24 protein-coding genes and 3 tRNA genes are annotated in these 25,120 nt (G+C 62.8%); 12 read left to right on the forward strand and 15 right to left on the reverse strand.

The window, feature by feature from the left end; all coding sequences use genetic code 11:
• Positions 1-153: 153 nt before the first annotated feature.
• Positions 154-1,653: an RHS repeat domain-containing protein gene (locus ACNFH5_RS29390; RefSeq protein WP_416752283.1), complete on the reverse strand. Its 1,500-nt coding sequence runs from the start codon at positions 1,651-1,653 to the stop codon at positions 154-156.
• Positions 1,654-2,570: 917 nt separating this feature from the next.
• On the opposite strand from ACNFH5_RS29390, the gene ACNFH5_RS29395 reads away from it, so the two are divergent.
• The 3 genes from ACNFH5_RS29395 to ACNFH5_RS29405 are packed head-to-tail and all read left to right on the forward strand — an operon-like array spanning position 2,571 to position 3,444.
• A complete protein-coding gene (locus tag ACNFH5_RS29395; protein ID WP_416752285.1) occupies positions 2,571-2,816 on the forward strand; it encodes a FitA-like ribbon-helix-helix domain-containing protein in 246 nt (81 codons plus the stop codon).
• A complete protein-coding gene (locus ACNFH5_RS29400) occupies positions 2,813-3,232 on the forward strand; it encodes a type II toxin-antitoxin system VapC family toxin (protein ID WP_416752287.1) in 420 nt (139 codons plus the stop codon). Before ACNFH5_RS29395 ends, ACNFH5_RS29400 begins: the two co-directional genes overlap by 4 nt.
• Before the next feature lie 29 nt (positions 3,233-3,261).
• Entirely contained in the window at positions 3,262-3,444 is a 183-nt protein-coding gene (locus tag ACNFH5_RS29405) for a hypothetical protein (protein ID WP_416752289.1), read from the forward strand.
• 84 nt (positions 3,445-3,528) lie between these two features.
• Here ACNFH5_RS29405 and ACNFH5_RS29410 read toward each other — a convergent pair.
• The 10 genes from ACNFH5_RS29410 to ACNFH5_RS29455 form a co-directional block, all read right to left on the reverse strand.
• Positions 3,529-3,605: transfer RNA gene (locus tag ACNFH5_RS29410), tRNA-Met, on the reverse strand.
• A 176-nt stretch (positions 3,606-3,781) separates the two neighbouring features.
• Positions 3,782-4,882 (reverse strand): redox-regulated ATPase YchF, encoded by a 1,101-nt coding sequence (ychF, locus tag ACNFH5_RS29415; protein WP_088419110.1) that lies wholly within the window; start codon positions 4,880-4,882, stop codon positions 3,782-3,784.
• A 40-nt stretch (positions 4,883-4,922) separates the two neighbouring features.
• Positions 4,923-5,507, reverse strand: a complete 585-nt coding sequence (gene pth, locus ACNFH5_RS29420) for an aminoacyl-tRNA hydrolase (protein WP_193452056.1) — start codon at positions 5,505-5,507, stop codon at positions 4,923-4,925.
• Between the two features lie 38 nt (positions 5,508-5,545).
• Positions 5,546-6,160 (reverse strand): 50S ribosomal protein L25/general stress protein Ctc, encoded by a 615-nt coding sequence (locus ACNFH5_RS29425; RefSeq protein WP_416752292.1) that lies wholly within the window; start codon positions 6,158-6,160, stop codon positions 5,546-5,548.
• Between the two features lie 112 nt (positions 6,161-6,272).
• Entirely contained in the window at positions 6,273-7,214 is a 942-nt protein-coding gene (locus tag ACNFH5_RS29430) for a ribose-phosphate pyrophosphokinase (protein ID WP_015478849.1), read from the reverse strand.
• A 52-nt stretch (positions 7,215-7,266) separates the two neighbouring features.
• Positions 7,267-7,341, reverse strand: a tRNA-Gln gene (locus ACNFH5_RS29435).
• Between the two features lie 62 nt (positions 7,342-7,403).
• Positions 7,404-7,478 (reverse strand) — tRNA-Gln (locus tag ACNFH5_RS29440).
• A gap of 30 nt (positions 7,479-7,508) precedes the next feature.
• Positions 7,509-8,357, reverse strand: a complete 849-nt coding sequence (gene ispE, locus ACNFH5_RS29445) for a 4-(cytidine 5'-diphospho)-2-C-methyl-D-erythritol kinase (protein WP_416752294.1) — start codon at positions 8,355-8,357, stop codon at positions 7,509-7,511.
• Positions 8,358-8,361: 4 nt separating this feature from the next.
• Entirely contained in the window at positions 8,362-8,994 is a 633-nt protein-coding gene (gene lolB, locus ACNFH5_RS29450; protein ID WP_416752296.1) for a lipoprotein insertase outer membrane protein LolB, read from the reverse strand.
• 3 nt (positions 8,995-8,997) lie between these two features.
• Positions 8,998-10,764: a tetratricopeptide repeat protein gene (locus tag ACNFH5_RS29455; RefSeq protein ID WP_416752298.1), complete on the reverse strand. Its 1,767-nt coding sequence runs from the start codon at positions 10,762-10,764 to the stop codon at positions 8,998-9,000.
• Between the two features lie 146 nt (positions 10,765-10,910).
• Between ACNFH5_RS29455 and hemA the strand changes: the two genes are divergently transcribed.
• From hemA to ACNFH5_RS29485, 6 genes are all read left to right on the forward strand, one after another.
• On the forward strand, positions 10,911-12,179 hold the full coding sequence (gene hemA / locus ACNFH5_RS29460) for a glutamyl-tRNA reductase (RefSeq protein WP_416752300.1): 1,269 nt from the start codon (positions 10,911-10,913) through the stop codon (positions 12,177-12,179).
• Positions 12,176-13,258 carry a peptide chain release factor 1 gene (gene prfA / locus ACNFH5_RS29465; protein ID WP_416752302.1) on the forward strand — a complete coding sequence of 361 codons (1,083 nt, stop codon included), beginning with the start codon at positions 12,176-12,178 and terminating at the stop codon, positions 13,256-13,258. The genes hemA and prfA overlap by 4 nt, the downstream gene beginning before the upstream one ends.
• 14 nt (positions 13,259-13,272) lie before the next feature.
• Positions 13,273-14,103 carry a peptide chain release factor N(5)-glutamine methyltransferase gene (prmC, locus tag ACNFH5_RS29470; protein ID WP_416752304.1) on the forward strand — a complete coding sequence of 277 codons (831 nt, stop codon included), beginning with the start codon at positions 13,273-13,275 and terminating at the stop codon, positions 14,101-14,103.
• Positions 14,097-14,852: a molybdopterin-synthase adenylyltransferase MoeB gene (locus ACNFH5_RS29475; RefSeq protein WP_416752306.1), complete on the forward strand. Its 756-nt coding sequence runs from the start codon at positions 14,097-14,099 to the stop codon at positions 14,850-14,852. The genes prmC and ACNFH5_RS29475 overlap by 7 nt, the downstream gene beginning before the upstream one ends.
• Positions 14,845-15,639, forward strand: coding sequence for a glutamate racemase (gene murI, locus ACNFH5_RS29480; RefSeq protein ID WP_416752308.1), 795 nt, complete (start codon positions 14,845-14,847; stop codon positions 15,637-15,639). The genes ACNFH5_RS29475 and murI overlap by 8 nt, the downstream gene beginning before the upstream one ends.
• Before the next feature lie 115 nt (positions 15,640-15,754).
• Positions 15,755-16,276, forward strand: coding sequence for an acyloxyacyl hydrolase (locus ACNFH5_RS29485; RefSeq protein WP_416752310.1), 522 nt, complete (start codon positions 15,755-15,757; stop codon positions 16,274-16,276).
• Positions 16,277-16,407: 131 nt separating this feature from the next.
• Here the strand turns inward: ACNFH5_RS29485 and phrB are convergent, their stop codons facing one another.
• From phrB to ACNFH5_RS29505, 4 genes are all read right to left on the reverse strand, one after another.
• Entirely contained in the window at positions 16,408-17,835 is a 1,428-nt protein-coding gene (gene phrB / locus ACNFH5_RS29490; protein WP_416752312.1) for a deoxyribodipyrimidine photo-lyase, read from the reverse strand.
• Positions 17,832-18,782 (reverse strand): MerR family transcriptional regulator, encoded by a 951-nt coding sequence (locus ACNFH5_RS29495; protein WP_416752314.1) that lies wholly within the window; start codon positions 18,780-18,782, stop codon positions 17,832-17,834. The genes phrB and ACNFH5_RS29495 overlap by 4 nt, the downstream gene beginning before the upstream one ends.
• A gap of 18 nt (positions 18,783-18,800) precedes the next feature.
• A complete protein-coding gene (locus tag ACNFH5_RS29500) occupies positions 18,801-19,772 on the reverse strand; it encodes a YbgA family protein (RefSeq protein WP_416752316.1) in 972 nt (323 codons plus the stop codon).
• 152 nt (positions 19,773-19,924) lie between these two features.
• On the reverse strand, positions 19,925-20,908 hold the full coding sequence (locus ACNFH5_RS29505; RefSeq protein ID WP_416752318.1) for an NAD(P)/FAD-dependent oxidoreductase: 984 nt from the start codon (positions 20,906-20,908) through the stop codon (positions 19,925-19,927).
• Positions 20,909-21,184: 276 nt separating this feature from the next.
• Here ACNFH5_RS29505 and ACNFH5_RS29510 point away from each other — a divergent pair, with 276 nt between their 5' ends.
• The 3 genes from ACNFH5_RS29510 to ACNFH5_RS29520 all read left to right on the forward strand — a co-directional run bounded on the left by ACNFH5_RS29510 (position 21,185) and on the right by ACNFH5_RS29520 (position 25,040).
• Entirely contained in the window at positions 21,185-22,090 is a 906-nt protein-coding gene (locus ACNFH5_RS29510) for a TIGR01777 family oxidoreductase (RefSeq protein WP_416752320.1), read from the forward strand.
• A gap of 108 nt (positions 22,091-22,198) precedes the next feature.
• Positions 22,199-23,221: a ferrochelatase gene (gene hemH, locus ACNFH5_RS29515; protein ID WP_416752322.1), complete on the forward strand. Its 1,023-nt coding sequence runs from the start codon at positions 22,199-22,201 to the stop codon at positions 23,219-23,221.
• A gap of 454 nt (positions 23,222-23,675) precedes the next feature.
• A complete protein-coding gene (locus ACNFH5_RS29520; protein ID WP_416752324.1) occupies positions 23,676-25,040 on the forward strand; it encodes a spinster family MFS transporter in 1,365 nt (454 codons plus the stop codon).
• Positions 25,041-25,120: the final 80 nt, after the last annotated feature.

Consider the following 25,120-nt stretch of genomic DNA (forward strand, 5'->3'; position numbering starts at 1 on the left):
GAATTCAATATCTTTGCTTTGCACGACCGTATGCTGATGGCTATAGATCCGGCTGCGCACACCAGGCTGTCACGGGAAACGCGAGGCCGCAGGTAAAGGCGAGCGCGCCCAGCCTGTACATGGGATGTACCTGCATGATGACTTCCTTGGTGTTTAGCGGGGGGTGACGATCTGGCCGGTCTGGCGGCCCTGGGTGTCGTACTGGTAGGTGGTGATGCGGTTCGGTTCAGTGACCTTGGTTTTCAGGTAAAGCGTTGGGTGCCATTCGGTGGTAATGGTGCGAGCCTGCGGAGTGCCGGAGGCCTCGGTCCGACTGGTTTCAAGACCCCGAGCGTTGTAGTCGTAGGTGGTAACATTGCCTTTTGCGTCAGTTTTGGTTTGCAGTAGACCGCGCGCATCGTAGGTAAAGGTCGAGTTACTGCTGGCGCAGTTGGGAGACGGCTGCCCTTCAATATCTGTGATGCGCTTTATACCTTGGATCGCTTGGAACCGGTAGGTAGTTTCTTTGCCGTGTTCGTTGGTTACAGTCGTTGAACCATCAAGATGGTAAGCCAACATCATCTTTGCGGTGCCATTGATGTGTTCATTAGAAAGAGTCCGCCCCTGATCATCATAGGACCAGGTCGCATAACGAACACCATTTTCGTTCGTGATACCTGTTAGTAACTTGCTGCTTAGTGTGTCTTCATAATGATATTGGCGTAGAGAGGTTTTCCCTTTGCTGGACGTGACACGAGATTTTAGGTGATTTTTATTGTCGTACTCATAAATTATCTGTGCGCTTGTAGTGCTCAAGGTAAGGGGTTGGCTGTGCTGGTCTTCAATTAGACTGAGGCTGTCGCCAGAGTTACTGATGATCGTGATTTGATTATCAGAGTATGACAACTGAACGGCAGTACCAGTGGACATCGTCCATTGAGTAAGCTTGCCGGTATTGTCGAACTGGAAGATTTCGTTGTTAGTCGACAGATAGTTCCACCCATTCAAGACCTTGCTAAGTGTTCCTGAGGCGGGCGTATCAGAAGTTACGGTGGCTCCATCTATGATGAAAAAATGCTCACGTCCATCATTCATTACGACAGAAGCGTATTTGCTTCCCGCAAACCGCAAGTGTGTTGAAAAATTATGACGCCAAAGGCCATCACTACTGTTGTAGCGCCTAATAAAAGTTAACGGCAAAGATTTTCCTGACGAGTAGTCTGTTTCAGATAAATAGTTATTTCCAATGGAAACATTGATTGGCTCAGCTTCGCAGGATTTAAGGTCTGCTGAGCCTTTTTGGTTGTCGTTGGCGCACTCGCCGGTGGTTTGGTTGTACACACGGTCCGGAGGGCAGCCATTTCCGCCTCGGAGATATATCCTGCTTGTAGAGAATGTTTGTCCTTTCGGTGCGGTTAGCTTGACTCTACATTGATAATTGCTTTCGCTGAAAAAGTATGAGCCGTCATCTTTTGCGATCGTGTAAAAGCTGTTGTTGTTGTGGACTTCAGCTCTGAAATCTATACAGGCAGGAAGTGGGGAGGTGTAGCGAGGAGCACTTCCTGAGTTGTAGGTCCAGAAATAATAATCGGCGCTAAAAGCGGGTGGGAGGATGGATATGGTTAGAAATAAGGTGAGAGTAATGCGGTGTGAGATTAATATTTTATTGTCCATTAAATTATTCCTTTATAGATGGCATTGCGTGGCTTTGCGTAAAAACAAAGTCGCGCTTAGTTTTCTGAGATAAAGCTCTCGTATATTAGGTATGGGATTAAATAAACCTAGAAGGCTGTTCTTATGGGTTTGTTCAGCTTGATTTATTTGTATAGGTCGATTCCTATCAGAGCAATCGATAGTGAGCGATGTACTGCAATATGAGGGTGATCAACAAGCAATATGAGGGGATTGCACGGCTTGAGCGTTACTGTGCGAGCGGTGCTGTCGGGATCAATTCGACATCTTGGCAATTGAACTGGGAGGCGGGCAGCTCATCCTGTTCGAAGTGAAGCTGGGAAGCTGGGAAGCTGGGAAGCTGGGAAGCTGGGAAGCTGGGATGGCTTAGGTGCTGCGTCCGTAGTTGTATTGCGAGAACCCCAAGGATGAATCCTCGTACGGTGCCAAGCATGAAATCTGTGTATTCGCTCACGGTAGCGAATACATCTCTTCCAGAGAGCGGTGGCCGCTTCTTTCCCGGAAAAAGTCACGGATGTAGATCGTTACCGGCTCCTCGATTTTCGTATTTACAAGATGAGCCAAGTGTTTCGCAGCTATGTCATCGCGCGGCAATCAGTGAAGTTTGGCTTGACGTTGAGTACCTGATTGCGTCCTTACCGAAGCGCGCTAGGGCGAGAAGGAAGCCATCAATCTTTCCCGTAAGGCTGCTTTCGACACATGTGTCTTCTGAGCCTTCCTGCACCCCCTCCACTTCCTTGGGGCTTTTGCCCAGCCGACGTATCGCGAATAGGACCTGATCTGGCATAGGAAGGATAGGAAGCGCGAACAGCTTGGCCGGGCGTCTGCCTGCGCTCGCATAGCCATCTCCACTTCTCATATGATATCAATGATTGCATTGATTCCGCTTGGAGGGCTCTATGGCCAGCATCACGATTAGAAACCTAGATGAAGACCTTAAAGCCAAGCTCCGAGTGGTAGCCGCGAATCATGGCCGCTCGATGGAAGAGGAGGTCCGAGTGATCCTCGCCCAGGCGCTCTTTCCGAAAGAAAAGCAAGGTGGTTTGGGAAGCCGTATTCATGCCCGCTTTGCGTCGGTTGGCGGGGCAGAGATTGAGCTGCCAACACGTAAGGCTGAGGCTCGGGCTGCGGACTTTGACGAATGATTCTGCTCGACACCAATGTCTTGTCGGAACTCATGAGAGCCAAGCCGGATCCGGCGGTGGTTACCTGGATCGATACTCAACCTACCCAGGATCTGCTGATCTGCTCGATCACGGTGGCTGAGATCTTTTATGGCATCGCCAGGATGCCGGAAGGCAAGCGCAGGCAAGCGCTACAGGATGTGGCCATTGCAATGTTCGAAGAGGACTTTGCCGGAAGGATCCTGCCATTCGATGCGGATGCAGCAGTGCACTACGCAGAGTTGGCGGCAGACAGTGAGGCCAAGGGAAAGATTGCCGATATGGCGGATGGGCAGATCGCTGCAATCGCCAAGCTTCACGGCCTGCAGATCGCTACACGGAATGTCCGCCACTTCGAGGGCTTCGGGGTTGCGCTGATTAATCCCTGGAATGGTTGATACCAACCGCGAGCAAGGAGGCTCAATAGATGAAACTGGTCGCGCTAGTAGCGATCCTGGGGATTCCAATGCTATTGGAGGCAGTATCGACCTACACCACCTATCAGAGAATGATAGGGCGTCCGGTGGGGAGATTTCTGTCGTGGTTCGAGAGGCTGGTAATCGCCTTGGCCGCGCTGCTGGTTGCAGCTGTGGTCTATACGATGCTTTAGCTTTGGTAGACAGGGTGTAGTCACTTCGTAGTCACTACCCCAGAAAGCACAAAGGGCTAGCTTTCGCTAACCCTTTGTTTTGTATGGTGGCTACACCGGGACTTGAACCTGGGACATCAGCATTATGAATGCTGCGCTCTAACCGACTGAGCTATGTAGCCGAGTGGCGCGCATTTTCCGCAGATCGAGGGGGGGTGTCAACCCCTTTTCTTGAATATTGTTCTGATCTATCAATCGTTTAGCCGGTACTGCGGAAATTTCGCGATGAGCGGCAGGGCGGGGTGGACATAAAAAAGCCCCGGCACGTGGCCGGGGCTTTTTCGGGTCTGGCGGGCGCTTAGACGTTGAAGCGGAAGTGCATCACATCGCCGTCCTTGACGATGTAGTCCTTGCCTTCCAGGCGCCATTTGCCGGCTTCCTTCGCGCCCTGTTCGCCCTTGAACTGGATGAAGTCGTCGTAGGCGACGACTTCGGCACGGATGAAGCCTTTTTCGAAGTCGGTGTGGATCACAGCGGCGGCTTGCGGGGCAGTTGCGCCGACGCGGACGGTCCAGGCGCGGACTTCCTTTACTCCAGCGGTGAAGTAGGTCTGCAGGTGCAGCAATTCGTAGCCAGCGCGGATCACGCGGTTCAGGCCGGGCTCTTCGAGGCCGAGGGATTCGAGGAACATGTCCTTCTCTTCGCCATCGTCCAATTCGGCGATCTCGGCTTCGATCTTGTTGCACACCGGCACGACCATGGCGCCTTCTTCCTCGGCGATGGCACGCACGACGTCCAGGTGCGGGTTGTTCTCGAAGCCGTCTTCGGCGACGTTGGCGATGTACATGACCGGCTTGCTGGTCAGCAGGTGGAAGCCGCGTACGACGCGCTTCTCGTCATCGCCCATGTTCTTCATCAGCGAGCGGGCGGGTTTGCCTTCGGTGAAGTGGGGGATGAGCTTTTCCAGCAGGGCTTTCTGCACTAGGGCGTCCTTGTCGCCACCCTTGGCGTTGCGCGCGACCTTTTGCAGTTGCTTCTCGCAGCTGTCGAGGTCGGCGAAGATCAGTTCGAGGTCGATGATCTCGATGTCGCGCTTGGGGTCGACGCTGTTGGAAACGTGGATGACGTTCTCGTCTTCGAAGCAGCGTACGACGTGGGCGATGGCGTCGGTCTCGCGGATGTTGGCGAGGAACTTGTTGCCCAGGCCTTCACCCTTGGACGCCCCGGCGACCAGGCCGGCGATGTCGACGAATTCCATGGTGGTCGGGATCACGCGCTCGGGCTTGACGATCTCGGCCAGCGCATCGAGGCGGGCGTCGGGCATCGGTACGATGCCGCTGTTCGGCTCGATGGTGCAGAAGGGGAAGTTTTCCGCCGCGATGCCGGATTTGGTCAGGGCGTTGAACAGGGTGGACTTGCCGACGTTGGGCAGGCCGACGATGCCGCAGTTGAATCCCATGCTAGGTCCCTCGCGCCACGTGGCGGAAATAGAGGTGTAATCAGGCCTTCTGGCTGTGCAGCTTCTGCATCGCGCGGGTCCAATCCCCGTCGAGCATTTCCGGCAGCACGCCGAGGGCGGAGTCGATGCTGGTGTCGAGCAGTTCCTGTTCGGCGCGCGGGGCGCGGCCAAGAACGAAACCGGAGACCAGGCTGCTGTGCCCCGGATGGCCGATGCCAAGCCGCAGGCGATGGAAACCGTTCTGGTTGCCGAGCTGGGCGATGATGTCGCGCAGCCCATTGTGCCCGCCGTGTCCGCCGCCCTTCTTGAGCTTGGCGACGCCGGGAGGCATGTCGAGTTCGTCGTGGGCCACCAGGATGGCTTCGACCGGAATGCGGAAGAATCCGGCGAGCGCCGCCACGGCCTGGCCGCTGCGGTTCATGTAGGTGGTGGGGATGAGCAGACGAACGTCGCGGCCCTTGTGGCTGAACTTGCCAACCAGGCCGAAGTACTTCTTGTCGAGAGACAGGTTCGCGCGTTGCGCGTCCGCCAGTCGCTCAACGAAAAGGGCCCCCGCGTTATGCCGGGTCTGGTCGTATTCAGGGCCTGGATTTCCCAGGCCAACGATCAGTTGTACGGCAGTCACGACGGGGGCCCCTTCCTTAAAGGCAATGGTGCGCGCGATTACTCGGCAGCAGCTTCGCCTTCACCTTCTTCTTTCACTACGCGGGAAGCGTGGATGTTGGCGACGGCCAGGTCGTTACCGTGGGCCAGTTGCACCAGCTCTACGCCTTTCGGCAGTTTCAGGTCGGACAGGTGAACGATCTGACCCAGTTCTACCTTGGCCAGGTCGACTTCGATGAATTCCGGCAGGTTGGTCGGCAGGCAGGAAACTTCGACTTCGGCGATCACGTGGGAGATCTCGCCGCCACCAACTTTTACGCCAACAGCAGTGGCTTCGTTGATGAAGTGCAGCGGTACGTGGGCGGTCAGTTTCTGGCCGGCAACGACGCGCTGGAAGTCAGCGTGCATGACGAAACCCTTGGACGGGTGACGCTGCAGGGCCTTGATCAGTACGGTTTCCTTGGCGGCACCGACGTTCAGGGTGATCACGTGGCTGAAGGCAGCCTCGTTTTCCAGCAGCTTGGAAATTTCACGCAGTTCCAGGGTCAGGGATTGCGGGGCTTTCTCGCCACCGTAGACCACAGCCGGGATCAGGCCGGCGTTACGACGCAGGCGGCGGCTCGCACCTTTCCCCAGGTCGGAACGCTCTTGTGCATTCAGTACAAAATCAACCATTTCACTATCTCCAAAATGACAAGATCGCCCGGACGCTTGCGACCAGCGTTCGGGCGATTTTGCTAATGCCCCATCGACGTGACGGGGCGCTTTACGTCAGCTCTGTCCCGCCTTAGCGGAACATGGCGCTGATCGATTCTTCATTGCTGATGCGGCGCATGGCTTCAGCCACAACCGGAGCGATGTCCAGCTGGCGGATACGGCCACAGGCTTGTGCAGCAGCGGACAGCGGAATGGTGTTGGTCACCACCAGCTCGTCCAGTACGGAATTTTCGATGTTCTCGATGGCACGGCCGGACAGCACCGGGTGGGTGCAGTAGGCGATGACCTTGGCGGCGCCGTGCTCTTTCAGAGCCTTGGCGGCGTGGCCGAGGGTGCCGGCGGTATCGACCATGTCGTCGACCAGTACGCAGGTACGGCCTTCGACATCACCGATGATATGCATGACTTCGGACTGGTTGGCCTTCGGACGACGTTTGTCGATGATGGCGAGGTCCACGCCCAGGGACTTGGCGACGGCGCGAGCGCGCACCACACCACCGATGTCCGGGGAGACGATCATCAGGTTCTCGAAGCGCTGGTCTTCGATGTCGTCGACCAGTACGGGCGAGCCGTAGATGTTGTCGACGGGGATATCGAAGAAGCCCTGAATCTGGTCGGCGTGCAGGTCAACGGTGAGAACACGGTTGACGCCTACAACGGTCAGCATGTCGGCAACGACTTTGGCGCTGATGGCCACGCGAGCGGAGCGCGGACGGCGATCCTGGCGGGCGTAACCGAAGTAGGGGATGACTGCCGTGATACGAGTCGCCGAGGAGCGGCGGAAGGCATCGGCCATCACTACCAGTTCCATCAGGTTGTCGTTGGTCGGCGCGCAGGTCGGTTGAATCAGGAAGACGTCCTTACCACGAACGTTTTCGTTGATCTCAACGCTGATCTCGCCGTCGGAGAATTTACCGACAGAAACGTCACCGAGGGGGATATGCAGCTGCCGTACGACACGGCGTGCCAGATCGGGGTTGGCGTTCCCCGTGAAAACCATCATTTTGGACACGCTGCGGTACCTGTGTCGGCTTGAGGGTAGGCCCGGTTGAGCCAGAAGAAAATGGCAGGGGCGGCTGGATTCGAACCAACGCATGGCAGGATCAAAACCTGCTGCCTTACCGCTTGGCGACGCCCCTGTAGCTTACAACTTGCGGAGCAATGTGTTCGTTGACGCTGTACGTTAAACCCTGTGGGTTAATGGCAGGGGCGGCTGGATTCGAACCAACGCATGGCAGGATCAAAACCTGCTGCCTTACCGCTTGGCGACGCCCCTGTATCGTACAACCGATTACATTGCTGCTTCTCAGACCAGGTTTTGCAGCTTTCGGTGCAACATCGAGATGTTACGGCCCTGGGCAACAAAACTCGGCAGAGTGGCCGGAAGTTGGCGGCGAACTTTATCAGCATCGCCCTTGTTTGGGAAGCTCCCAAACACACAAGCTCCGGTGCCGGTCAATCTCGCTTCGGTAAATTTACCTAGCTGGATCAGTGCGTTACGTACATCCGGGTAACGCTTCTCGACGACCGGCTGGCAGTCGTTATGACCGTCCACCCCGAGAAGGCTGCGAACTTTAATGGGCGGAGTATCCCGTGTCAACTCGGGATCGGAGAAAACTTCTGCTGTGGAGACAAAGACTTGCGGCACGACGACGAGGAACCAGGGCTCCTCCAGTTCGACGGGCGTGAGTCGTTCGCCGACGCCTTCGGCAAAGGCGGCGCGGCCGCGTACGAATACCGGGACGTCTGCGCCCAGGCTCAGGCCCAGCGCGGCAAGGCGGTCCTGGCTCCAGTCCAGCTGCCACAGGTGATTCAGCGCGAGCAGGGTAGTCGCCGCGTCAGAACTGCCGCCGCCGATACCGCCGCCCATGGGCAGGCGCTTGTCCAGCCAGATGTCGGCGCCCAGTGTTGAGCCTGATTGTTCCTGCAGCCGGCGGGCGGCCTTGATGATCAGGTTGCTGTCGTGGGGAACGCCGTCGATCTCGGTGTTCAGGCGGATTTCGCCGTCCTCGCGAGCGGCGAATTGCAATTCGTCGCCGTGGTCGAGGAATTGGAAGAGAGTCTGCAGCTCGTGGTAGCCGTCGGCCCGACGGCCGGTGATGTGCAGGAACAGGTTGAGCTTGGCCGGTGCCGGCAGGGTCAGGCGGTCTTGCATGGTTTTACTGGCTCGCCTGGCCTGCGCCCAATTGACGCGGCTGCCAGGTTTTCACCACCAGGGTGACGTCCAGGTCCTGGCCGTGCAGCTTCAGGCGCTCGGGCAGCCAGTAGCCGTTCTGTTCGCTGTAGCGGGTGTATTCCACGTCCCAGCCATCCTGCTGCAGTCTGGCCAGACGGCTATCGCTGTCGAGGGTCAGGCGGCTCTTGCTGTCCGGCGCGGGCAGGCCACGAATCCACCAGAGCAGATGGGACACCGGCAGGCGCCAGCCCATCTGCTGTTCCAGCAGTTCTTCGGGGGAGGCTGCCTCAAAGCGACCCTGGCCGGCGACTTCCAGGGTCACCGCGCCTTCACGCCCGGTCAGGCGTGCGGCTCCGCGGCCGAGCGGGCCGGAGAGGCGAATGTCGTAGTAGTCCTGGCGCTGCAGCCAGAAGAGGGTACCGCTGCCGGAGTCCTTGGGCGCGCGGATGCCGACCTTGCCGTCGATCTGCCAGCCGTCGAGGGTGGCGATGCGCGCCTTGTGGGCGTTCCAGGCGGTGGCGTTGCCCTGGCCTTCCAGGGCTTCGTGAGTGCCGAAGCTGGAGCAGCCGGCAAGCAGGGCAAGCGCGGCGGCGCCGATCAGGTGACGTAAACGCATAAATCAGAGGGTTCCGGAGCCGGTCAGGCGCTGCATGGTGTCGCGCAGGACGGCGCTGTCGGGCTGGCTTTGCAGGGCGGTGGCCCAGACTTTGCGGGCTTCGCTCTGCTTGCCCTGGGCCCAGAGCACTTCGCCCAGATGCGCGGCTACTTCGTGGTCGGGGAAGCGTTCCAGCGCCTTGCGCAGGTAGGTTTCCGCTTCGCTGAGGTTGCCCAGGCGGTAATTCACCCAGCCCAGGCTGTCGAGGATCGCGGGGTCGTCCGGGTTCAGCGAGTGGGCCTTCTGGATCAGGTCGCGGGCTTCGCTGTAGCGGGTGGTGCGGTCGGCCAGGGTGTAGCCCAGCGCGTTGAGCGCCATGGCGTTGTCCGGCTCGCGCTGGATGATCAGGCGCAGGTCCTGCTCCATCTGCGCCAGGTCGTTGCGCTTTTCGGCGAGCATGGAACGGGTGTAGAGCAGGTTGAGGTCATCCGGGAACTGCTTGAGGCCCTGCTGGATGACGCTCCAGGCGCGGTCCACCTGGTCGCGGTTGGACAGGCCTTCGGCTTCGATCAGGTACAGCTGGATGGCGTAGTCCGGCTGGCGATCGCGGGTTTCAGCGAGGCGGCGCGAGGCTTCGTCGAAGCGTTTCTGGTCCAGCAGGATTTCGGTCGAGCGCAGCTGGGCCGGAAGGAAGTCGTTGCCCGGGCCGACCAGGGCGTATTCCTTGAGCGCGGTTTCCGGATCCTTCTGCTCCTCGGCCAGGCGGCCCAGGTTGAAGTGGGCGGAGTCGACGTGGCTGTCGCGCTCGACCAGTTCCTGCAGGTAGACCTTGGCTTCGTCCCACGCCTGGGCTTCGAGGCAGACCAGCGCCAGGGAGAAGCGCAGGTCGTCGTCGTCGGGGAATTGCTCGACCAGTGCGGAGAACTCGGCCTTGGCGTCTTCCAGGCGGTTCTGTTCCACCAGCAGGCGGGCGTAGGCGAGGTGCACGCGCTTGTCGTCCGGGTGTTCCTTGATGCCAGCCTTTAGCAGCGGCAGCGCTTCGTCGCTGCGCTTCATGCTCTGCAGCAGGCGGGCGCGCAGCAGCAGTGGGGCGACGTCATGCTTGCTGGCGGAGTTGTCCTCCAGCAGGTGCAGGGCTTCCTGCGGGCGGCCGTCCTGTTGCAGCAGCAGGGCCTTGCCGAAGAGCAACTGGCCGTTGTCGGGGTACTTCTTCAGCAGGCGGTCGAAGCTCTGCAGCAGGCCGGCGCGGGTATCCGGGTCGGTCTCGGCGGCGGACAGCGCGAGGAAGTCGAAGTGGGTGTCGCCCTGGCCGTTGAGGACTTTCTCCATGTAGACCATGGATTCGTCGTACTGGCCGGTCCGTGCGAGCTGGATGGCGGCGGCGCGCTGGGCGTCGAGGTTGTCCGGTGCGGCCTTGGCCCAGATCAGCGAGGTGTCGAGGGCTTCCTGGTCGGCGCCGAGGTACTCGGCGATTCGGAATGCGCGCTCGGCAACGCCTGGATCCCGCGTCTCACGCGCCTGTTCGACATAATTGGAAAGTGCGATGTCGAAGCGGTTGCGCTGGCCGGCGATCTCGGCGGTGAGCAGCGAGAACATGGTGTCTTCGCTGAAGGATCCGTACTTCTGGTTCTTCTGCGCAGCCGCGGCTTTGTCCTTCTCCGCGGAAGCACTGTCGGAATTTTTCTGTGTAAGAGACTGGCAGCCGCCGAGCAGCAGCAGAGCAGTCAGCAGCGCAAGAGACTTGTTCATAGAGGAAGGACGAGGGCCTGACCTGCGAAATGGGACCATCATGACATAAGGAAAGTGCCAATCCCATGGGCAAGCGCCGCTGGAAGGCCTGTATACGATTTGCAGTGTGCGATCCGTCGCGGGTGGTTGTCCTTCACTGGGCTAAGTAGGACAATTGCGGGCTTTCCGATCAGCATCAGCGATTCTGCATGGCCTTCATTGCCCTCGGCATCAACCACAAGACCGCGTCCGTGGCCGTCCGCGAGCGCGTGGCTTTTACTCCCGAGCAGATGGTCGAGGCCCTGCAGCTGCTGTGCAGGCTGACTTCCAGCCGCGAAGCCGCGATCCTCTCCACCTGCAACCGCAGCGAACTCTATCTGGAGATCGAGCATCCGGACGCCGGTGACGTACTGGCCTGGCTGGCCGATTACCACAACCTGGGGATCGACGACCTGCGCGCCTGTGCCTACGTCCACCAGGATGAGGAAGCCGTGCGCCACATGATGCGCGTCGCCGCCGGCCTGGATTCCATGGTGCTGGGCGAGCCGCAGATCCTCGGGCAGATGAAGTCCGCCTACGCGGTTGCCCGCGAGGCCGGTACTGTCGGGCCGATGCTGGGGCGCCTGTTCCAGGCTACCTTCAGCACCGCCAAGACCGTACGTACCGACACTGCCATCGGCGAGAACCCGGTGTCCGTGGCCTTTGCCGCGGTGAGCCTGGCCCGGCAGATTTTCAGCGACCTGAGCCGCAGCCAGGCACTGCTGATCGGCGCCGGCGAGACCATCACCCTGGTTGCTCGTCACCTGCACGAGCAGGGGGTGAAGCGTATCGTCGTCGCCAACCGTACCCTGGAACGCGCCAGCCAGTTGGCCGAGCAGTTCGGCGCTCGCGCCATCCTGCTGGCGGACATGCCGGACGAACTGGTCAACAGCGACATCGTCATCAGTTCCACCGCCAGCCAGTTGCCGATCCTTGGCAAGGGCGCGGTGGAACGCGCACTGAAGCAGCGTCGGCACAAGCCGATGTTCATGGTCGATATCGCCGTGCCGCGCGACATCGAGCCGGAAGTCGGCGAGCTGGAGGACGTCTACCTCTATAGCGTCGACGACCTGCACGAAGTGGTCGCCGAGAACCTCAAGAGCCGCCAGGGCGCCGCCCAGGCCGCCGAAGAACTGGTGGGCGACGGTGTCCTCGAGTTCATGCAGCGCCTGCGCGAGCTGGCCGCGGTCGACGTGCTGCGCGCATACCGCCAGCAGGCTGAGCGCCTGCGCGACGAGGAAACGCAGAAGGCCCAGCGACTGCTGGCCAACGGCGCCGACCCGATGGAAGTCATCGCCCAGCTCAGCCGTGGCCTGACCAACAAATTGCTGCACGCCCCCAGCGTGCAGATGAAGAAACTCTCCGCCGAGGGCCGCATCGATGCGCTGGCCGTCGCGCAGGAACTGTTCGCCCTCGAGGAGGGCTCTGACAAGCGATGAAAGCTTCCCTCCTGAAAAAGCTGGATATCCTCAGCGACCGCTTTGAGGAGCTCACCGCTCTGCTGGGCGACGCCGAGGTGATCAGCGACCAGACCAAATTCCGCGCCTATTCCCGTGAATACGCGGAAGTGGAGCCGGTCATCCTCGCCTTTCGCGAGTTCCGCAAGGTGCAGTCCGATCTTGAAGGCGCCCAGGCGCTGCTCAAGGACAGCGATCCGGACCTGCGCGAGATGGCCGAGGAGGAAGTCGGGCAGGCCAGGACCGCGCTGATCGGCCTGGAGGATCGCCTGCAGCGCATGTTGCTGCCCAAGGACCCCAACGACGGCCGCAACGTCTTCCTGGAAATCCGCGCGGGCACCGGCGGCGACGAAGCCGCGATCTTCTCCGGCGACCTGTTCCGCATGTACTCGCGCTACGCCGAGAAGCAGGGCTGGCGCGTGGAGATCATGTCCGAGAACGAAGGCGAACACGGCGGCTATAAAGAGGTGATTGCTCGCGTCGAGGGCGAGAGCGTCTACGCCAAGCTCAAATTCGAATCCGGCGCGCACCGGGTACAGCGCGTGCCGGCCACCGAATCCCAGGGGCGTATCCATACCTCCGCGTGCACCGTGGCGGTGCTGCCCGAGCCGGATGAACAGGCGGCCATCGAGATCAACCCGGCTGACCTGCGCGTGGACACCTACCGCTCCTCCGGCGCCGGCGGCCAGCACGTGAACAAGACCGACTCGGCGGTGCGCATCACGCACATCCCGTCGGGCATCGTGGTCGAGTGCCAGGAGGAGCGCTCGCAGCACAAGAACCGCGCCAAGGCCATGGCCTGGCTGGCGGCCAAGCTCAACGACCAGCAGCAGTCCGCCGCCCAGCAGGCGATCGCCAGCACGCGCAAGCTGCTGGTCGGGTCGGGTGACCGCTCCGAGCGCATCCGTACCTACAATTTCCCCCAGGGGCGCGTCACCGATCACCGCATCAACCTCACCCTCTATTCCCTGGGTGAAGTGATGGAGGGCGCGGTGGAACAGGTGATCGAGCCACTGCTGCAGGAATTCCAGGCCGACCAGCTGGCCGCGCTCGGCGATTAAAAGAGCGAAAGACCATGGCAACCATCATGACCCTGCTCAACGAGGCGCAATTGCCGGACTCGCCCAGTGCGCGCCTGGATGCCGAGCTGTTGCTCGCCGCCGCGTTGGGCAAACCGCGCAGCTTCCTGCGCACCTGGCCCGAACGCGTGGTCAGCCGTGAAGCCCACGACCTCTTCGACCGCTACCTGGCGCGCCGCGTGGCCGGCGAGCCGGTGGCCTATATCCTTGGTCGCCAGGGCTTCTGGAGCCTGGACCTGGAAGTCGCACCGCACACCCTGATCCCGCGCCCGGACACCGAACTGTTGGTGGAAACCGCGCTGGCGCTGCTGCCGGCTTCGCCATCGCGCGTGCTCGACCTGGGCACTGGTACTGGCGCCATCGCCCTCGCGCTGGCGTGCGAACGCCTGAGCTGGCACGTGCTGGGCGTCGATCGCATTCCCGAGGCCGTCGCCCTGGCCGAGCGCAATCGCGAGCGCCTGCGCCTGGCCAACGTCGCCTTCCGCGCCAGCCACTGGTTCTCTGCGGTAGAGGGCGAGCGCTTCTCGCTGATCGTCAGCAACCCGCCCTACATTCCCAGCACCGACCCGCACCTCAAACAGGGCGACGTGCGCTTCGAGCCGTCGAGCGCATTGGTATCCGGGCAAGACGGGCTGGACGACATCCGCCTGATCATCGACCAGGCGCCGAACCACCTGGAAAGTGGCGGCTGGCTGATGCTCGAACACGGCTTCGATCAGCCTGACGCCGTGCGCGACCTGCTGCTCAGTCGTGGCTTCAGCGCGGTGGAAAGCCGTCGCGACCTCGGCGGCCACGAGCGCATCAGCCTGGGGCGCTGGACATGCTGAGTGACAACGAACTGCTGCGTTACAGCCGTCAGATCCTGCTCTCGCAGATCGACGTCGACGGCCAATTGCGCCTGAAAGAAAGCCGCGTGCTGATCGTCGGCCTCGGCGGGCTGGGCACGCCGGTGGCGCTGTACCTGGCCGCGGCCGGCGTCGGCGAGCTGCACCTGGCGGACTTCGATACGGTCGACCTGACCAACCTGCAGCGGCAGATCATCCACGACAGCCAGAGCGTCGGCATGAGCAAGGTGGATTCCGCCATCAGCCGGCTTACCGCGATCAATCCGGACGTGAAACTCGTTGCCCACCGCCACGCGCTGGACGCCGACTCTCTCGACGCTGCCGTGGCGGCGGTCGATCTGGTGCTGGATTGCTGCGATAACTTCGGCACCCGCGAGGCGGTCAACGCCGCCTGCGTAGCGGCGAAGAAGCCGCTGGTGAGTGGCGCCGCCATTCGCCTGGAGGGGCAGCTCTCGGTGTTCGACCCGCGCCGCGAGGAAAGTCCGTGCTACCACTGCCTTTATGGTCACGGTAGCGAAGCCGAACTCACCTGTAGCGAGGCCGGCGTGGTCGGCCCGCTGGTGGGCATGGTCGGCAGCCTGCAGGCGCTGGAGGCTTTGAAGCTGCTGGCCGGTTTTGGCGAGCCGCTGGTGGGCCGCCTGCTGCTGATCGACGCGCTGGGTTCGCGCTTCCGCGAGCTGCGCGTCAAACGTGATCCGCAATGTGCCGTGTGCAGAGCCGCGCATGGCTGATGCCGCGCCGATCGGCGTGTTTGACTCCGGTGTGGGCGGCCTCAGCGTCCTCCACGAAATCCGCGCGCGGCTTCCCCACGAATCCCTGATCTACCTCGCCGACTGCGGCCACGTGCCCTACGGCGAGAAGACTCCCGAGTACATTCGCGCACGCTGCCGCGCCATCGCCGCGTTCCTCCTGTCCCGTGGCGCCAAGGCGCTGGTGCTGGCCTGCAATACGGCCACCGCCGCAGCGGCGGCCGACCTGCGCGAGCTGTATCCGCAGCTACCCATCGTGGCCATGGAGCCGGCGGTGAAGCCGGCTGCCGAAGCGACCCGCAGTGGCGTGGTAGGCGTGCTGGCCACGACCGGCACCTTGAAGAGCGCTCGATTTGCCGCGCTGCTGGACCGCTTCGCCAGCGACGTGCGCGTCATTACCCAGCCTTGTCCCGGGTTGGTGGAGCGCATCGAACTGGGCGACCTGAACGGTCCGCAGACCCGTGAACTGCTGCAAGGCTACGTTGCGCCGCTGTTGGCTGAGGGCTGCGACACCCTGATCCTGGGCTGCACCCATTACCCCTTCCTGCGCCCGTTGCTGCGAGAACTGGTGCCGGCGGATGTTTCGCTGGTCGATACCGGTGCCGCTGTAGCCCGCCAGTTGGAGCGGATGCTGGCTGCCCGCCAGCTGCTGGCCGGGGGCCATGCAAAAAAGATTGAGCTATGGACCAGTGGTGCAGTCGAAGGCCTTGAACGCGTACTACCGGTGCTTTGGGGGAGCGACGAGCCCGTCAGTTTCTTCCCAGGCTGATCGAAAAATAGCGAGCGACCCACTTTGGTCTGTCAGCAGATACTGACAAATGGCCTTATAATCGCCAGCTATTCGCGGGGATTTTTCATTCAGCTTTCTAATAAAGGATGTTTCGATGAAGAAACTACTCTCGCTCGCCGCCGTGGCAGCTTTGACAGTGGGGCATCTGGTCTCCGCACAGGCCGCTGGCCTGACTGGCGCCGTTGGCGTCACTGGGCAGAACACCATGACCTACCGCCTGGGCCTGGGCTTCGACTGGGACAAGAGCTGGTGGGAAAGCTCCACTGGGCGTCTGACCGGCTACTGGGATGCCGGCTACACCTATTGGGAAGGCGGTGATGAGGCCAGCGGCCGCCACTCGCTGTCCTTCAGCCCGGTGTTCGTCTACGAGTTCTCCGGCGAGAAGGTCAAACCTTTCGTCGAGGCCGGTATCGGCGTGGCCGTATTCAGTGGCTCCCGCGTGAGCGACCAGAACCTGGGTGGCGCCTTCAACTTCGAAGATCGCCTGGGCGTTGGCCTGCGCTTCGGCGAAGGCCAGGCACTGGGTGTGCGTGCCATGCACTACTCCAATGCCGGTATCAGCCAGCCGAACGATGGCATTGAGTCCTACAGCCTCTATTACACGCATCCGCTGTAACGGGTCGCTGACAAAGAAAGCCGGGCCTGAGCCCGGCTTTTTTGTGCGTGAGATGAATGTAGGAGCGAGCTTGCTCGCGAACAGGGCGGGAGCGTTCGCGAGCAAGCTCGCTCCTACAGAAAAGCCAAGCCTCAACGCGCGGTGGCGAGGCTCTTGAACGCATCGAGTGCCCGTTCCCGCGTGGCCGACAGGTCGCACATTGGCTGTGGATAACCTTCTGCTCCGAACAGCCCGAGCTTCGATGGATCGTGCATCGCGCGTCCCTGAAGGCCAGCGAGCTCCGGCACCCAGCGGCGGATGAAACGGCCGTCCGGGTCGAAGCGTTCTGACTGCGAGATGGGGTTGAAGATGCGGAAGTAAGGCGCCGCGTCGGTGCCGGTGGAGGCGCTCCATTGCCAGCCGCCGTTGTTCGCCGCGAGGTCGCCATCGATCAGATGGCGCATGAACCAGCGTTCGCCCTCGCGCCAGTCGATCAGCAGGTTCTTGGTCAGGAACATCGCCACCACCATGCGCAGGCGGTTGTGCATCCAGCCGGTGGCGAGCAACTGGCGCATGGCGGCGTCGATGATGGGGAAGCCGGTGCGGCCCTGCTGCCAGTCTTCGAGATCCTTCTTGTCCTGGCGCCACTTGAGCTTCTCGGTGTCCTCGCGGAAGGCGCGGTGGCGGCTGACGCGTGGAAAGCCGACCAGGATGTGCTTGTAGAACTCGCGCCAGAGCAGTTCGTTGATCCAGCTGACCGCGCCACTGTTGCCGGTTTCGAATTCGCCATGGTTGTTCGCCAGTGCCGCGTGCAGGCATTGGCGGGGCGACAGCACGCCGGCAGCCAGGTACGGCGAGAGACGGCTGGTGCCGTCGCGGGCGGGGAGGTCGCGGGTGTCCTGGTAGGTCTTGAGGATTTCGTCGGTGAACAGTTCGACGCGCTCGTGTGCCGCTTCCTCACCGGCGGGCCACTCCTCGCGCAGTTCGGCCGGTGGCGTCTCGAATCCTTTGACCTGCTCGGGCACCTCGTCGCTGGCGATGTCCAGTTTCTGCTGCGGGCGAGGCGCCGGCACGAGACTGGGGACGCCGAGGCTCAGGCGTTCGTAGCAGACCTTGCGGAACTGGCTGTAGACCTGGAAGTAGGTGCCGCCCTTGGTAAGGATGGTGCCGGGGGTGAAGAACAACTGGTCGAGATGGCTGCGCAGGCGGATGCCGTCGTGCTCCAGCGCCTGCTCCACGGTGGCATCGCGGGCGGCTTCGTTGACGCCGTATTCCTCGTTGACGTGGACTGTCTCGATGCCCAGCTCGCGGCAGAGCTGTGCAATGACTTTTGGCGCTTCGTGCCAGTGATTCGCCGTTCGGATCAGCAGCGGGATGTGCAACGGGTCGAGGCTCGCGCGCAGTTCGCGCAGATTGCGCAGCCAGAAGTCGACCTTGCACGGCGCATCGTCGTGGTGCTGCCATTGGCCGGGGCTGAGCAGGAAGAGGGCGATCACCGGGCCGCGTTCGGCGGCGGCGTGCAGGGCGCTGTTGTCGCGCAGGCGCAGGTCGGTGCGCAGCCAGACGAGTTGGCGCTTCATGGGGTTTCCCCGTTGAGCAGGTGCAGTTCGCGCAGGAGGTTGAATGCAGCGACCGGGTCGCTGGCCAGGTGCAGCGGCGGCTCGGCGATGGCCAGTTCCTGGAGTGCATCAGGGTGGATGGCGGTGGCAGGGCCTGCCAGCAGGCGCGGGCAGTCGACGCCGGCCAGCAGCCGGGGCAACTGCAACAGGTTCAGCGTGCGGCTGGAGTAGAGCAGCACGGCGCGCGGTTGCAGGCGCTCCACCGCCAGGGCCAGCTCGCCCGGCGGCAGTGGCCAGTCGAAGATTTCCAGCGGGCAACCGGCACTGCTGGCCAGCCACGCGGTGAGCCACAGGCCCGGCTCCAGCGGCAGGCCGGACTGGTTCACCAGCAGCAGCGGGGCGCCGCGCTGCTGGCGGTTGTGGTGGTACAGGCGGGTGCCAAACTTGGTGCGCAGCCAGGTGTGGAAGAACACCCGTTCCAGCTGTGCGCCGAACTGGCCTTGCCAGCGCCGCTCCAGCTCCTCCAGCAACGGCAGCATCAACTGCTCGCAGAGGGTTTGTGCCGGATAGATCGCCAGCGCGCCGTTGAACAGCTCGTCCAGCTGGCGCTCGTTGATCCGGCCGATGGCGGCGATGCACTGCTGGCGCAGGTCGTCCCAGGGCGAGGTAGCGCTTTCCGCCGGTGGCGGTGCGTCATCGTCGAGCAGCGCGCGGATCTTGCTCACCGCCACGCCGCGGCCGAGCCAGGTGAGGATGGCCTGGATGCGCGCGATCTGTGCCTCGGAATACAGGCGATGGCCCTTGGGTGTGCGCTGCGGCACGACCAGGCCGTAGCGGCGCTCCCAGGCGCGCAGGGTGACCGGATTGACGCCGGTGCGCCGGGAGACTTCGCGGATCGGCAGCCAGCCTTCGGCCAGGGCCTGACGGTAGTCGTCGTCCGATTCGCGGTGAGGGTGGTCGGGATTCATGGGCGTCCTGTCGGTACGTCAGATGGCATTGCGCAGGCTCAGGTCTTCGGGGTGCGGTTGCAGGTAGGCCTGGGCATCGATGTAGGGGTGCGGGTGCCGACGGAAGTGGTGCTTGAGCAGGGTGAGCGGCACCACCAGCGGAATCACGCCTTCGCGGTATTGGTCGATCAGGCGCTGCATCTCGGCCTTCTCGGTCGTCGGCAGGTCGTGCTTGAGATAGCCGGCCAGGTGCTGCAACACGTTGCTGTGGGTGCCGCGGGTGGCGCAGGCGCCCAGTGCCTGCATGAAGTCGCGGAAATAATCCGGGGCGAAGTCTTCCAGCGGTTGCTCGCCGATCTTCGCCAGGCGCTGGCCGAGGGCGCTGTACTGGCGCGGGTTGTGCGCCATCAGTTGGTACTTGTAGCGGGAATGGAAGCCGATCACCGCGTGGCGTGTCAGGCCGTTCTCGCAGAGCTTCTGCCAGGCGGTGTAGGCGAACACGCGGGTGAGGAAGTTCTCGCGGATCACCGGGTCGTTGAGCCGGCCTTCCTCTTCCACCGGCAACTCCGGGCGCGCGGCGCAGAAGGCTTCTGCATAGAGCCCGCGCACACCCGGCGGACGCAACTGGCCGTCGAAGCGGTAGAGCTTCACCCGCTGCAGACCGCAGGATGGCGACTGCTGCATGAAGATGTAGCCGCAGATGTCCTGCAGCAGCGCGGCCTGCTTGCGGCCGAAGTCGCGCAGGGCGTCGCTGGCGTCGCGGCCGCCTTCTCGCAGAATCAATGCGCGGGGATCTTCGCGGTCGCCCACCAGTCGCAGCGTGGGACGCGGCACGCCAAGACCGATGGCAACTTCCGGGCATACCGGGATGAAGTCGAAGTGACGGCTGAGCACGTCCAGGCACAGGCGCGAGGCCTTGTGTCCGCCGTTGTAGCGCACCGGTTCGCCCAGCAGACAGGCGCTGATGGCGAGCTGCGGGCGTGAGGGGCTGGCGGGCTGAACAGTGGACATGGCGGCAACCGATTTCTTGTACAGGATGAATTTATTGTACAACTATTGCTCAGGATAGACGCAGGCTTGTACAAGTGCAAAGGCTTGTACAAGGGCGTGAGGCGGGCGCAGGCGTTGCGCGGCCCGCTCCGAACGGAGAGGGCCGTGTGCGATCAGAGGTGTTCGAGCAGGCGGCGTGCGGCTTCCAGGCCGCTCAGCCAGGCGCCTTCGACGCGGCCGGAGAGGCACCAGTCGCCGCAGGCGTAGATGCCCAGGTCGGCGTCGGCGAGCGCGCCGAACTGATGCGCTTCCATGGGACGGGCGTAGAGCCAGCGATGGGCGAGAGCGAAGTCTGGCGCGTGCACGGCACAGCCGATCAGCTCGGCGAAGGCGCCGCGCAAGTGCTCGATCACGCTTTCCTTGGGCAGGTCGATGTGCTGTTTGCTCCAGCCGCTGGCAGCGTGCAGCACCCAGGTGTCCAACTGCTCGTCGCGGCCTGGTTTGGAATGGTTGCTGGCCAGCCAGGACAGCGGCCCTTCATGTACGAAGCAGCCCTGCACCGGGGTATCCAGCGGCTCGCGGAAAGCCAGCGCAACGGCCCAGGTGGGTTCCATGGGAATGCTCGCGGCAGCGGCCGCCAGCTTCGGCGCACTGGCCAGCAACGCCGCAGCATGTGGCGCCGGGGTGGCGACCAGTACGCGGCTGAAGGGGCCGTGGGTCTGGCCTTCGGAATCCTGCAGGTGCCAGTGCTCCTCGCCGCGATACACCTCGGTGATTCGGCAGGTGAAGGTGACGACCTGGTCCTGCAGCAGCGCGCGGGTGATTGCGCTCATGCGCGGGGTGCCGACCCAGCGTGGCTGCTCGTCGGGGGAGGGGCTCAGCTCACCGTCGCGGTACTGGTAGAGGGCTGGGTCCCATTCGGCGACCCAACCGCGCTCGCGCCACTTCTGCACGGCGTCGAGGAAGCGTCGGTCACGGGCGGTGAAGTACTGCGCACCAAGGTCCAGGGCACCGGCCTCGCTGCGCTTGCTGGCCATCCGGCCGCCGCTGCCGTGGCCCTTGTCGAACAACTGGACGACCTGTCCGGCGTCGCGTAGGGCGTGGGCGGCCGAGAGTCCGGCGATACCGGTGCCAATGATGGCAATGGGGGCGCTCATGGCATGCCTCGTTATCTGTCTGCTTTCAGCGTAACGAGCGGGATGTTCTTGTACAAACGAAACTATCTGTACAATTGAGTTTCAGCTGTCCGCGCTCGTCAACGATAGGAGTCCGATCATCGGAACCTTCGGCGCCGCATCGGTTCATTCAGAGATGAGCCCGGCTTTGGTTCCGGCACTTACAGCGTAGACCTCGCCGCAGAGGGAGTGTCAATGCAATCGCCTCCCTCTCGTCCAGACTGATGGAAGGTGGAACAACGCAACAAGGAGTTCGCCATGCATATTCTCTTGACCGGCGGCACCGGCCTGATCGGCCGCCGCCTTTGCCGCCAGTGGAGCGCCGAAGGGCACCAGCTCACCGTGCTGAGCCGCCAGCCGCAACGCGTCCCGTCGCTGTGTGGCGAGACGGTGCGCGGCATTGCCGACTTCGAGGCCTATGGTGACGGACCGCTGGATGCGGTGGTCAACCTGGCCGGCGAGCCCATCGCCGACAAGCCCTGGAGCGCCCGGCGCAAGGCCCTGCTGTGGGACAGCCGGGTGCGCCTGACCGAGCGCCTGGTGACCTGGCTGGAAGGTCGCAGCCAGCGCCCGGCGGTACTGATCAACGGCTCGGCGGTCGGCTGGTATGGCGATGCCGGCGAGCGTCCGCTGGAAGAGAACAGCGCGGCGGCCGGCGAGGATTTTGCCAGTGAGCTGTGCCTGGCCTGGGAGCAGATCGCCCGCGAGGCGGAGGCGCTGGGCATTCGCGTGATGCTGGTACGTACCGGACTGGTGCTGGCGCCCGAAGGCGGTTTCCTCAAGCGCCTGCTGCCGCCGTTCCGCCTGGGCGCTGGCGGGCGGCTGGGGGATGGTCGGCAGTGGATGTCCTGGATCCATATCGAAGATCAGATCGCCCTGATCGATTTTCTTTTGCGCAAGGACGACGCGGCCGGTCCTTATAATGCCTGCGCGCCACAGCCGGTGCGCAACCGCGACTTCACCCAGGAACTGGGCCAGGCGCTGCACCGGCCGACGCTGATGCACGTGCCGGGCTTTGCCCTGCGACTGTTGCTGGGTGAGATGTCGACCCTGTTGCTGGGTGGCCAGCGCATCGTGCCGCGTCGACTGCTGGACGCCGGCTTCGAGTTCCGCTTCCCGGAGTTCAAGCAAGCGCTGGCCGATGTGTTGAAAGAGAAGCGCTGAGCCCCTGCGACATCGGCAACAGCCTTGGAACATTTGGACAGCGCGGGCTGCGTGTAAACTGCGCAGCCCGCACGACGACCTCCTACCGTACCGGTTTAAGGACACTGCATGACCCAAAACGCCCTCCTGCTGGTCAACCTGGGATCACCGGCCTCCACCCAGGTCGAGGACGTGCGCCGCTACCTCGATCAGTTCCTCATGGACCCATACGTGATCGACCTGCCCTGGCCGATCCGCCGGCTGCTGGTGTCGCTGGTGCTACGCAAGCGTCCGGAGGAGTCCGCACACGCCTACGCATCGATCTGGTGGGACGAGGGCTCGCCGCTGATCGTGCTGAGCCGCCGCCTGCAGGAAGCCGTCCGGCCGTTCTGGCCGCATGGCCCAGTGGAACTGGGCATGCGCTATGGCGAACCGTCGATTGAAAAGGCGCTGCTGCGCCTGAGCCAGCAGGGCATCACCCAGGTGACCTTCGCGCCTCTCTACCCGCAGTTCGCCGACAGCACCACCACCACCGCCATCGAGGAAGCCCGCCGGGTAATGCGCGAGCACAACCTCAAGCTGGAGCTGAAGGTGCTGCCGCCGTTCTACGCCGAGCCCGAGTACCGCCAGGCGCTGGTGGACAGCGTGAAGCCGTACCTGGAGCAACCCTACGATCACCTGCTGCTGAGCTTCCACGGCCTGCCCGAGTCGCACATCCGCAAGCTGGTGAAAGACAAGGGCCATGACCTCACTGCCAGCTCCAGCCGGGGCGTGCACGAGGACGTCATGGCCGTCTGTTACCGCAGCCAGTGCCTGCGCACGGCCGAGGACTTCGCCGCGGGCGCGGGGCTGGAAGACGGGCGCTGGTCGGTATCGTTCCAGTCGCGCCTGGGCCGCAATAAGTGGATCGAACCCTACACCGAGGCGCAGCTGGACAAGCTCGGCAAGCAGGGCGTAAAGCGCCTGCTGGTGATGTGCCCGGCCTTCGTCGCCGATTGCATCGAGACCCTGGAAGAGATCGGCCAGCGCGGCAATGAGCAGTTCCGCGCGGCGGGTGGCGAGGAACTGGTGCTGGTGCCTTGCCTGAATGATCAGGAGCTGTGGGCGCGGGCACTGGCCAAGCTGTGTGAGCGGACGCCTGCTGCGATCTGATCAAATTGGCTGCTCGGGCTTCCCCTCACCCTAACCCTCTCCCAGAGGGAGAGGGGACCGTTCGGCGCAGGGTGGCAGCAAGGCGTCAGCCGGCACGGACAGCTCCCTTCCCCTCCGGGAGAGAGGAGGGGGAGGGCACCGATATGGATGTGTAGGGCGTACAACGCCTAAAGCGTTATGCGTCCTACTGCGCTGCTGCGATCTTTCGTAGGAGCGAGCTTGCTCGCGAACCTGCCCAGCGCTGGAGCTGCAGGCAAGTTGTTCGCGAGCAAGCTCGCTCCTACAACTGCCCCGGTGAAACCCGTGGGCCAACCTTTGACCACCCATTCATCAGCCAACGGCCGCCGCGCGCATTCAGAGACCTGATAGTGCGCGCGCGACTCGTTCGCAATGCCTACTCTGCGGGTTCTCCCCTTCGCCTTCGCCGCGATTGGCGGCGTTTCAGGAGCCCGGCATGAACAACAACAATAACGGCTACCCCTCCAGTGCCGTGGCCTGGTCCACGGTTGCGATCCTCATGGTCGCCTACGTGCTGTCCTTCATCGATCGACAGATTCTCAACCTGCTGGTCGGCCCCATCCGTCGCGATCTGGAGATCAGCGACACGCAGATGAGCCTGCTGATGGGCCTGTCCTTCGCGCTGTTCTACACCCTGTGCGGCATCCCCCTCGGGCGCATGGCCGACAGCCGCAGCCGCCGCGGGCTGATCACCGTCGGCGTGCTGATCTGGAGCGCCATGACCGCCGCTTGCGGCCTGGCGCGCCAGTACTGGCACTTCCTGCTGTTCCGCGTCGGCGTCGGCGTGGGCGAGGCGGCCTTGTCGCCGGCTGCCTACTCGCTGATTGCCGACAGCTTCCCGGCCAATCGCCGCGCGACTGCCATCAGTGTCTATTCCATGGGCATCTACCTCGGCTCGGGGCTGGCCTTCCTGCTCGGCGGGCTGGTGATCAAGTTCGCTTCCGCCCAGGGCGACGTGCACCTGCCGATCCTCGGGGAAGTGCGCCCCTGGCAACTCATCTTCCTGATCCTCGGCGCCGCCGGCGTGCTCTTCACCCTGCTGATGCTGGCGGTGAAGGAACCGACCCGCCGCGGCGTAGGCGCCGGCGTGGTAGTGCCGATGAGCGAAGTGGGGGCCTACCTGCGCGCCAATCGCAAGACCGTGCTCTGCCACAACTTCGGCTTCGCCTGCATCTCCTTCGCCAGCTACGGCAGCGGCGCCTGGGTACCGACCTTCTTCGTCCGCACCTACGGCTGGGATGCCGGCCACGTAGGCGTGGTGTACGGCAGCATCGTTGCCGTGTTCGGCTGCCTGGGCATCGTCTGCGGCGGGCGCCTCGCCGACTACTGGGCCAAGCGCGGGCGCACCGATGCCAACATGCGCGTGGGCCTGCTGGCTGCCTGCCTGGCGATTCCGCTGAGCCTGGTCTATCCACTGCTGGACAGCGGTAATGCCGCCGCGGCGATGATGGCGCCCATCGTGTTCTTCCTCAGCATGCCCTTCGGTGTCGCGCCGGCGGCGATCCAGGAAATCATGCCCAACTCCATGCGCGGCCAGGCCTCGGCGATCTACCTGTTCGTGGTCACGCTGCTGGGCCTGGGCATCGGTCCGACCGCCATTGCCCTGGTGACCGACTACGTGTTCGCCGACGACATGGCGCTGCGCTACTCGCTGCTGATCGTCAGCGTCGTTGCCCTGGTCGCCGGCGCGTTGCTGCTGGCCAGCGGACTGAAGCCCTACCGCGCGAGCCTGGAGCACCTGAAGAGCTGGAGCCTGAAAGGCGAAAGCGCCAACGGCGCGATGCAACGCCAGCCGGCCTGATCGTTCAATCGCACGATCGAGCCCCCGCGCAGTGATGCGCGGGGGCTTTTCTTTGCGCGTGGCACAATGCAGCGGAACAC

This window comes from Pseudomonas sp. NY15435, from assembly GCF_048068295.1.
Taxonomy (GTDB): domain Bacteria; phylum Pseudomonadota; class Gammaproteobacteria; order Pseudomonadales; family Pseudomonadaceae; genus Pseudomonas.

What these genes read in the sequence shown, in the direction of transcription:
- ACNFH5_RS29390 (WP_416752283.1), bottom strand. Translation starts at nt 1,653, where the DNA reads ATGGACAATAAAATATTAATCTCACACCGCATTACTCTCACCTTATTT.
- ACNFH5_RS29395 (WP_416752285.1), top strand. Translation starts at nt 2,571, where the DNA reads ATGGCCAGCATCACGATTAGAAACCTAGATGAAGACCTTAAAGCCAAG.
- ACNFH5_RS29400 (WP_416752287.1), top strand. Translation starts at nt 2,813, where the DNA reads ATGATTCTGCTCGACACCAATGTCTTGTCGGAACTCATGAGAGCCAAG.
- ACNFH5_RS29405 (WP_416752289.1), top strand. Translation starts at nt 3,262, where the DNA reads ATGAAACTGGTCGCGCTAGTAGCGATCCTGGGGATTCCAATGCTATTG.
- ychF (WP_088419110.1), bottom strand. Translation starts at nt 4,882, where the DNA reads ATGGGATTCAACTGCGGCATCGTCGGCCTGCCCAACGTCGGCAAGTCC.
- ACNFH5_RS29425 (WP_416752292.1), bottom strand. Translation starts at nt 6,160, where the DNA reads ATGGTTGATTTTGTACTGAATGCACAAGAGCGTTCCGACCTGGGGAAA.
- ispE (WP_416752294.1), bottom strand. Translation starts at nt 8,357, where the DNA reads ATGCAAGACCGCCTGACCCTGCCGGCACCGGCCAAGCTCAACCTGTTC.
- lolB (WP_416752296.1), bottom strand. Translation starts at nt 8,994, where the DNA reads ATGCGTTTACGTCACCTGATCGGCGCCGCCGCGCTTGCCCTGCTTGCC.
- ACNFH5_RS29455 (WP_416752298.1), bottom strand. Translation starts at nt 10,764, where the DNA reads ATGATGGTCCCATTTCGCAGGTCAGGCCCTCGTCCTTCCTCTATGAAC.
- hemA (WP_416752300.1), top strand. Translation starts at nt 10,911, where the DNA reads ATGGCCTTCATTGCCCTCGGCATCAACCACAAGACCGCGTCCGTGGCC.
- prfA (WP_416752302.1), top strand. Translation starts at nt 12,176, where the DNA reads ATGAAAGCTTCCCTCCTGAAAAAGCTGGATATCCTCAGCGACCGCTTT.
- prmC (WP_416752304.1), top strand. Translation starts at nt 13,273, where the DNA reads ATGGCAACCATCATGACCCTGCTCAACGAGGCGCAATTGCCGGACTCG.
- ACNFH5_RS29475 (WP_416752306.1), top strand. Translation starts at nt 14,097, where the DNA reads ATGCTGAGTGACAACGAACTGCTGCGTTACAGCCGTCAGATCCTGCTC.
- murI (WP_416752308.1), top strand. Translation starts at nt 14,845, where the DNA reads ATGGCTGATGCCGCGCCGATCGGCGTGTTTGACTCCGGTGTGGGCGGC.
- ACNFH5_RS29485 (WP_416752310.1), top strand. Translation starts at nt 15,755, where the DNA reads ATGAAGAAACTACTCTCGCTCGCCGCCGTGGCAGCTTTGACAGTGGGG.
- phrB (WP_416752312.1), bottom strand. Translation starts at nt 17,835, where the DNA reads ATGAAGCGCCAACTCGTCTGGCTGCGCACCGACCTGCGCCTGCGCGAC.
- ACNFH5_RS29495 (WP_416752314.1), bottom strand. Translation starts at nt 18,782, where the DNA reads ATGAATCCCGACCACCCTCACCGCGAATCGGACGACGACTACCGTCAG.
- ACNFH5_RS29500 (WP_416752316.1), bottom strand. Translation starts at nt 19,772, where the DNA reads ATGTCCACTGTTCAGCCCGCCAGCCCCTCACGCCCGCAGCTCGCCATC.
- ACNFH5_RS29505 (WP_416752318.1), bottom strand. Translation starts at nt 20,908, where the DNA reads ATGAGCGCCCCCATTGCCATCATTGGCACCGGTATCGCCGGACTCTCG.
- ACNFH5_RS29510 (WP_416752320.1), top strand. Translation starts at nt 21,185, where the DNA reads ATGCATATTCTCTTGACCGGCGGCACCGGCCTGATCGGCCGCCGCCTT.
- hemH (WP_416752322.1), top strand. Translation starts at nt 22,199, where the DNA reads ATGACCCAAAACGCCCTCCTGCTGGTCAACCTGGGATCACCGGCCTCC.
- ACNFH5_RS29520 (WP_416752324.1), top strand. Translation starts at nt 23,676, where the DNA reads ATGAACAACAACAATAACGGCTACCCCTCCAGTGCCGTGGCCTGGTCC.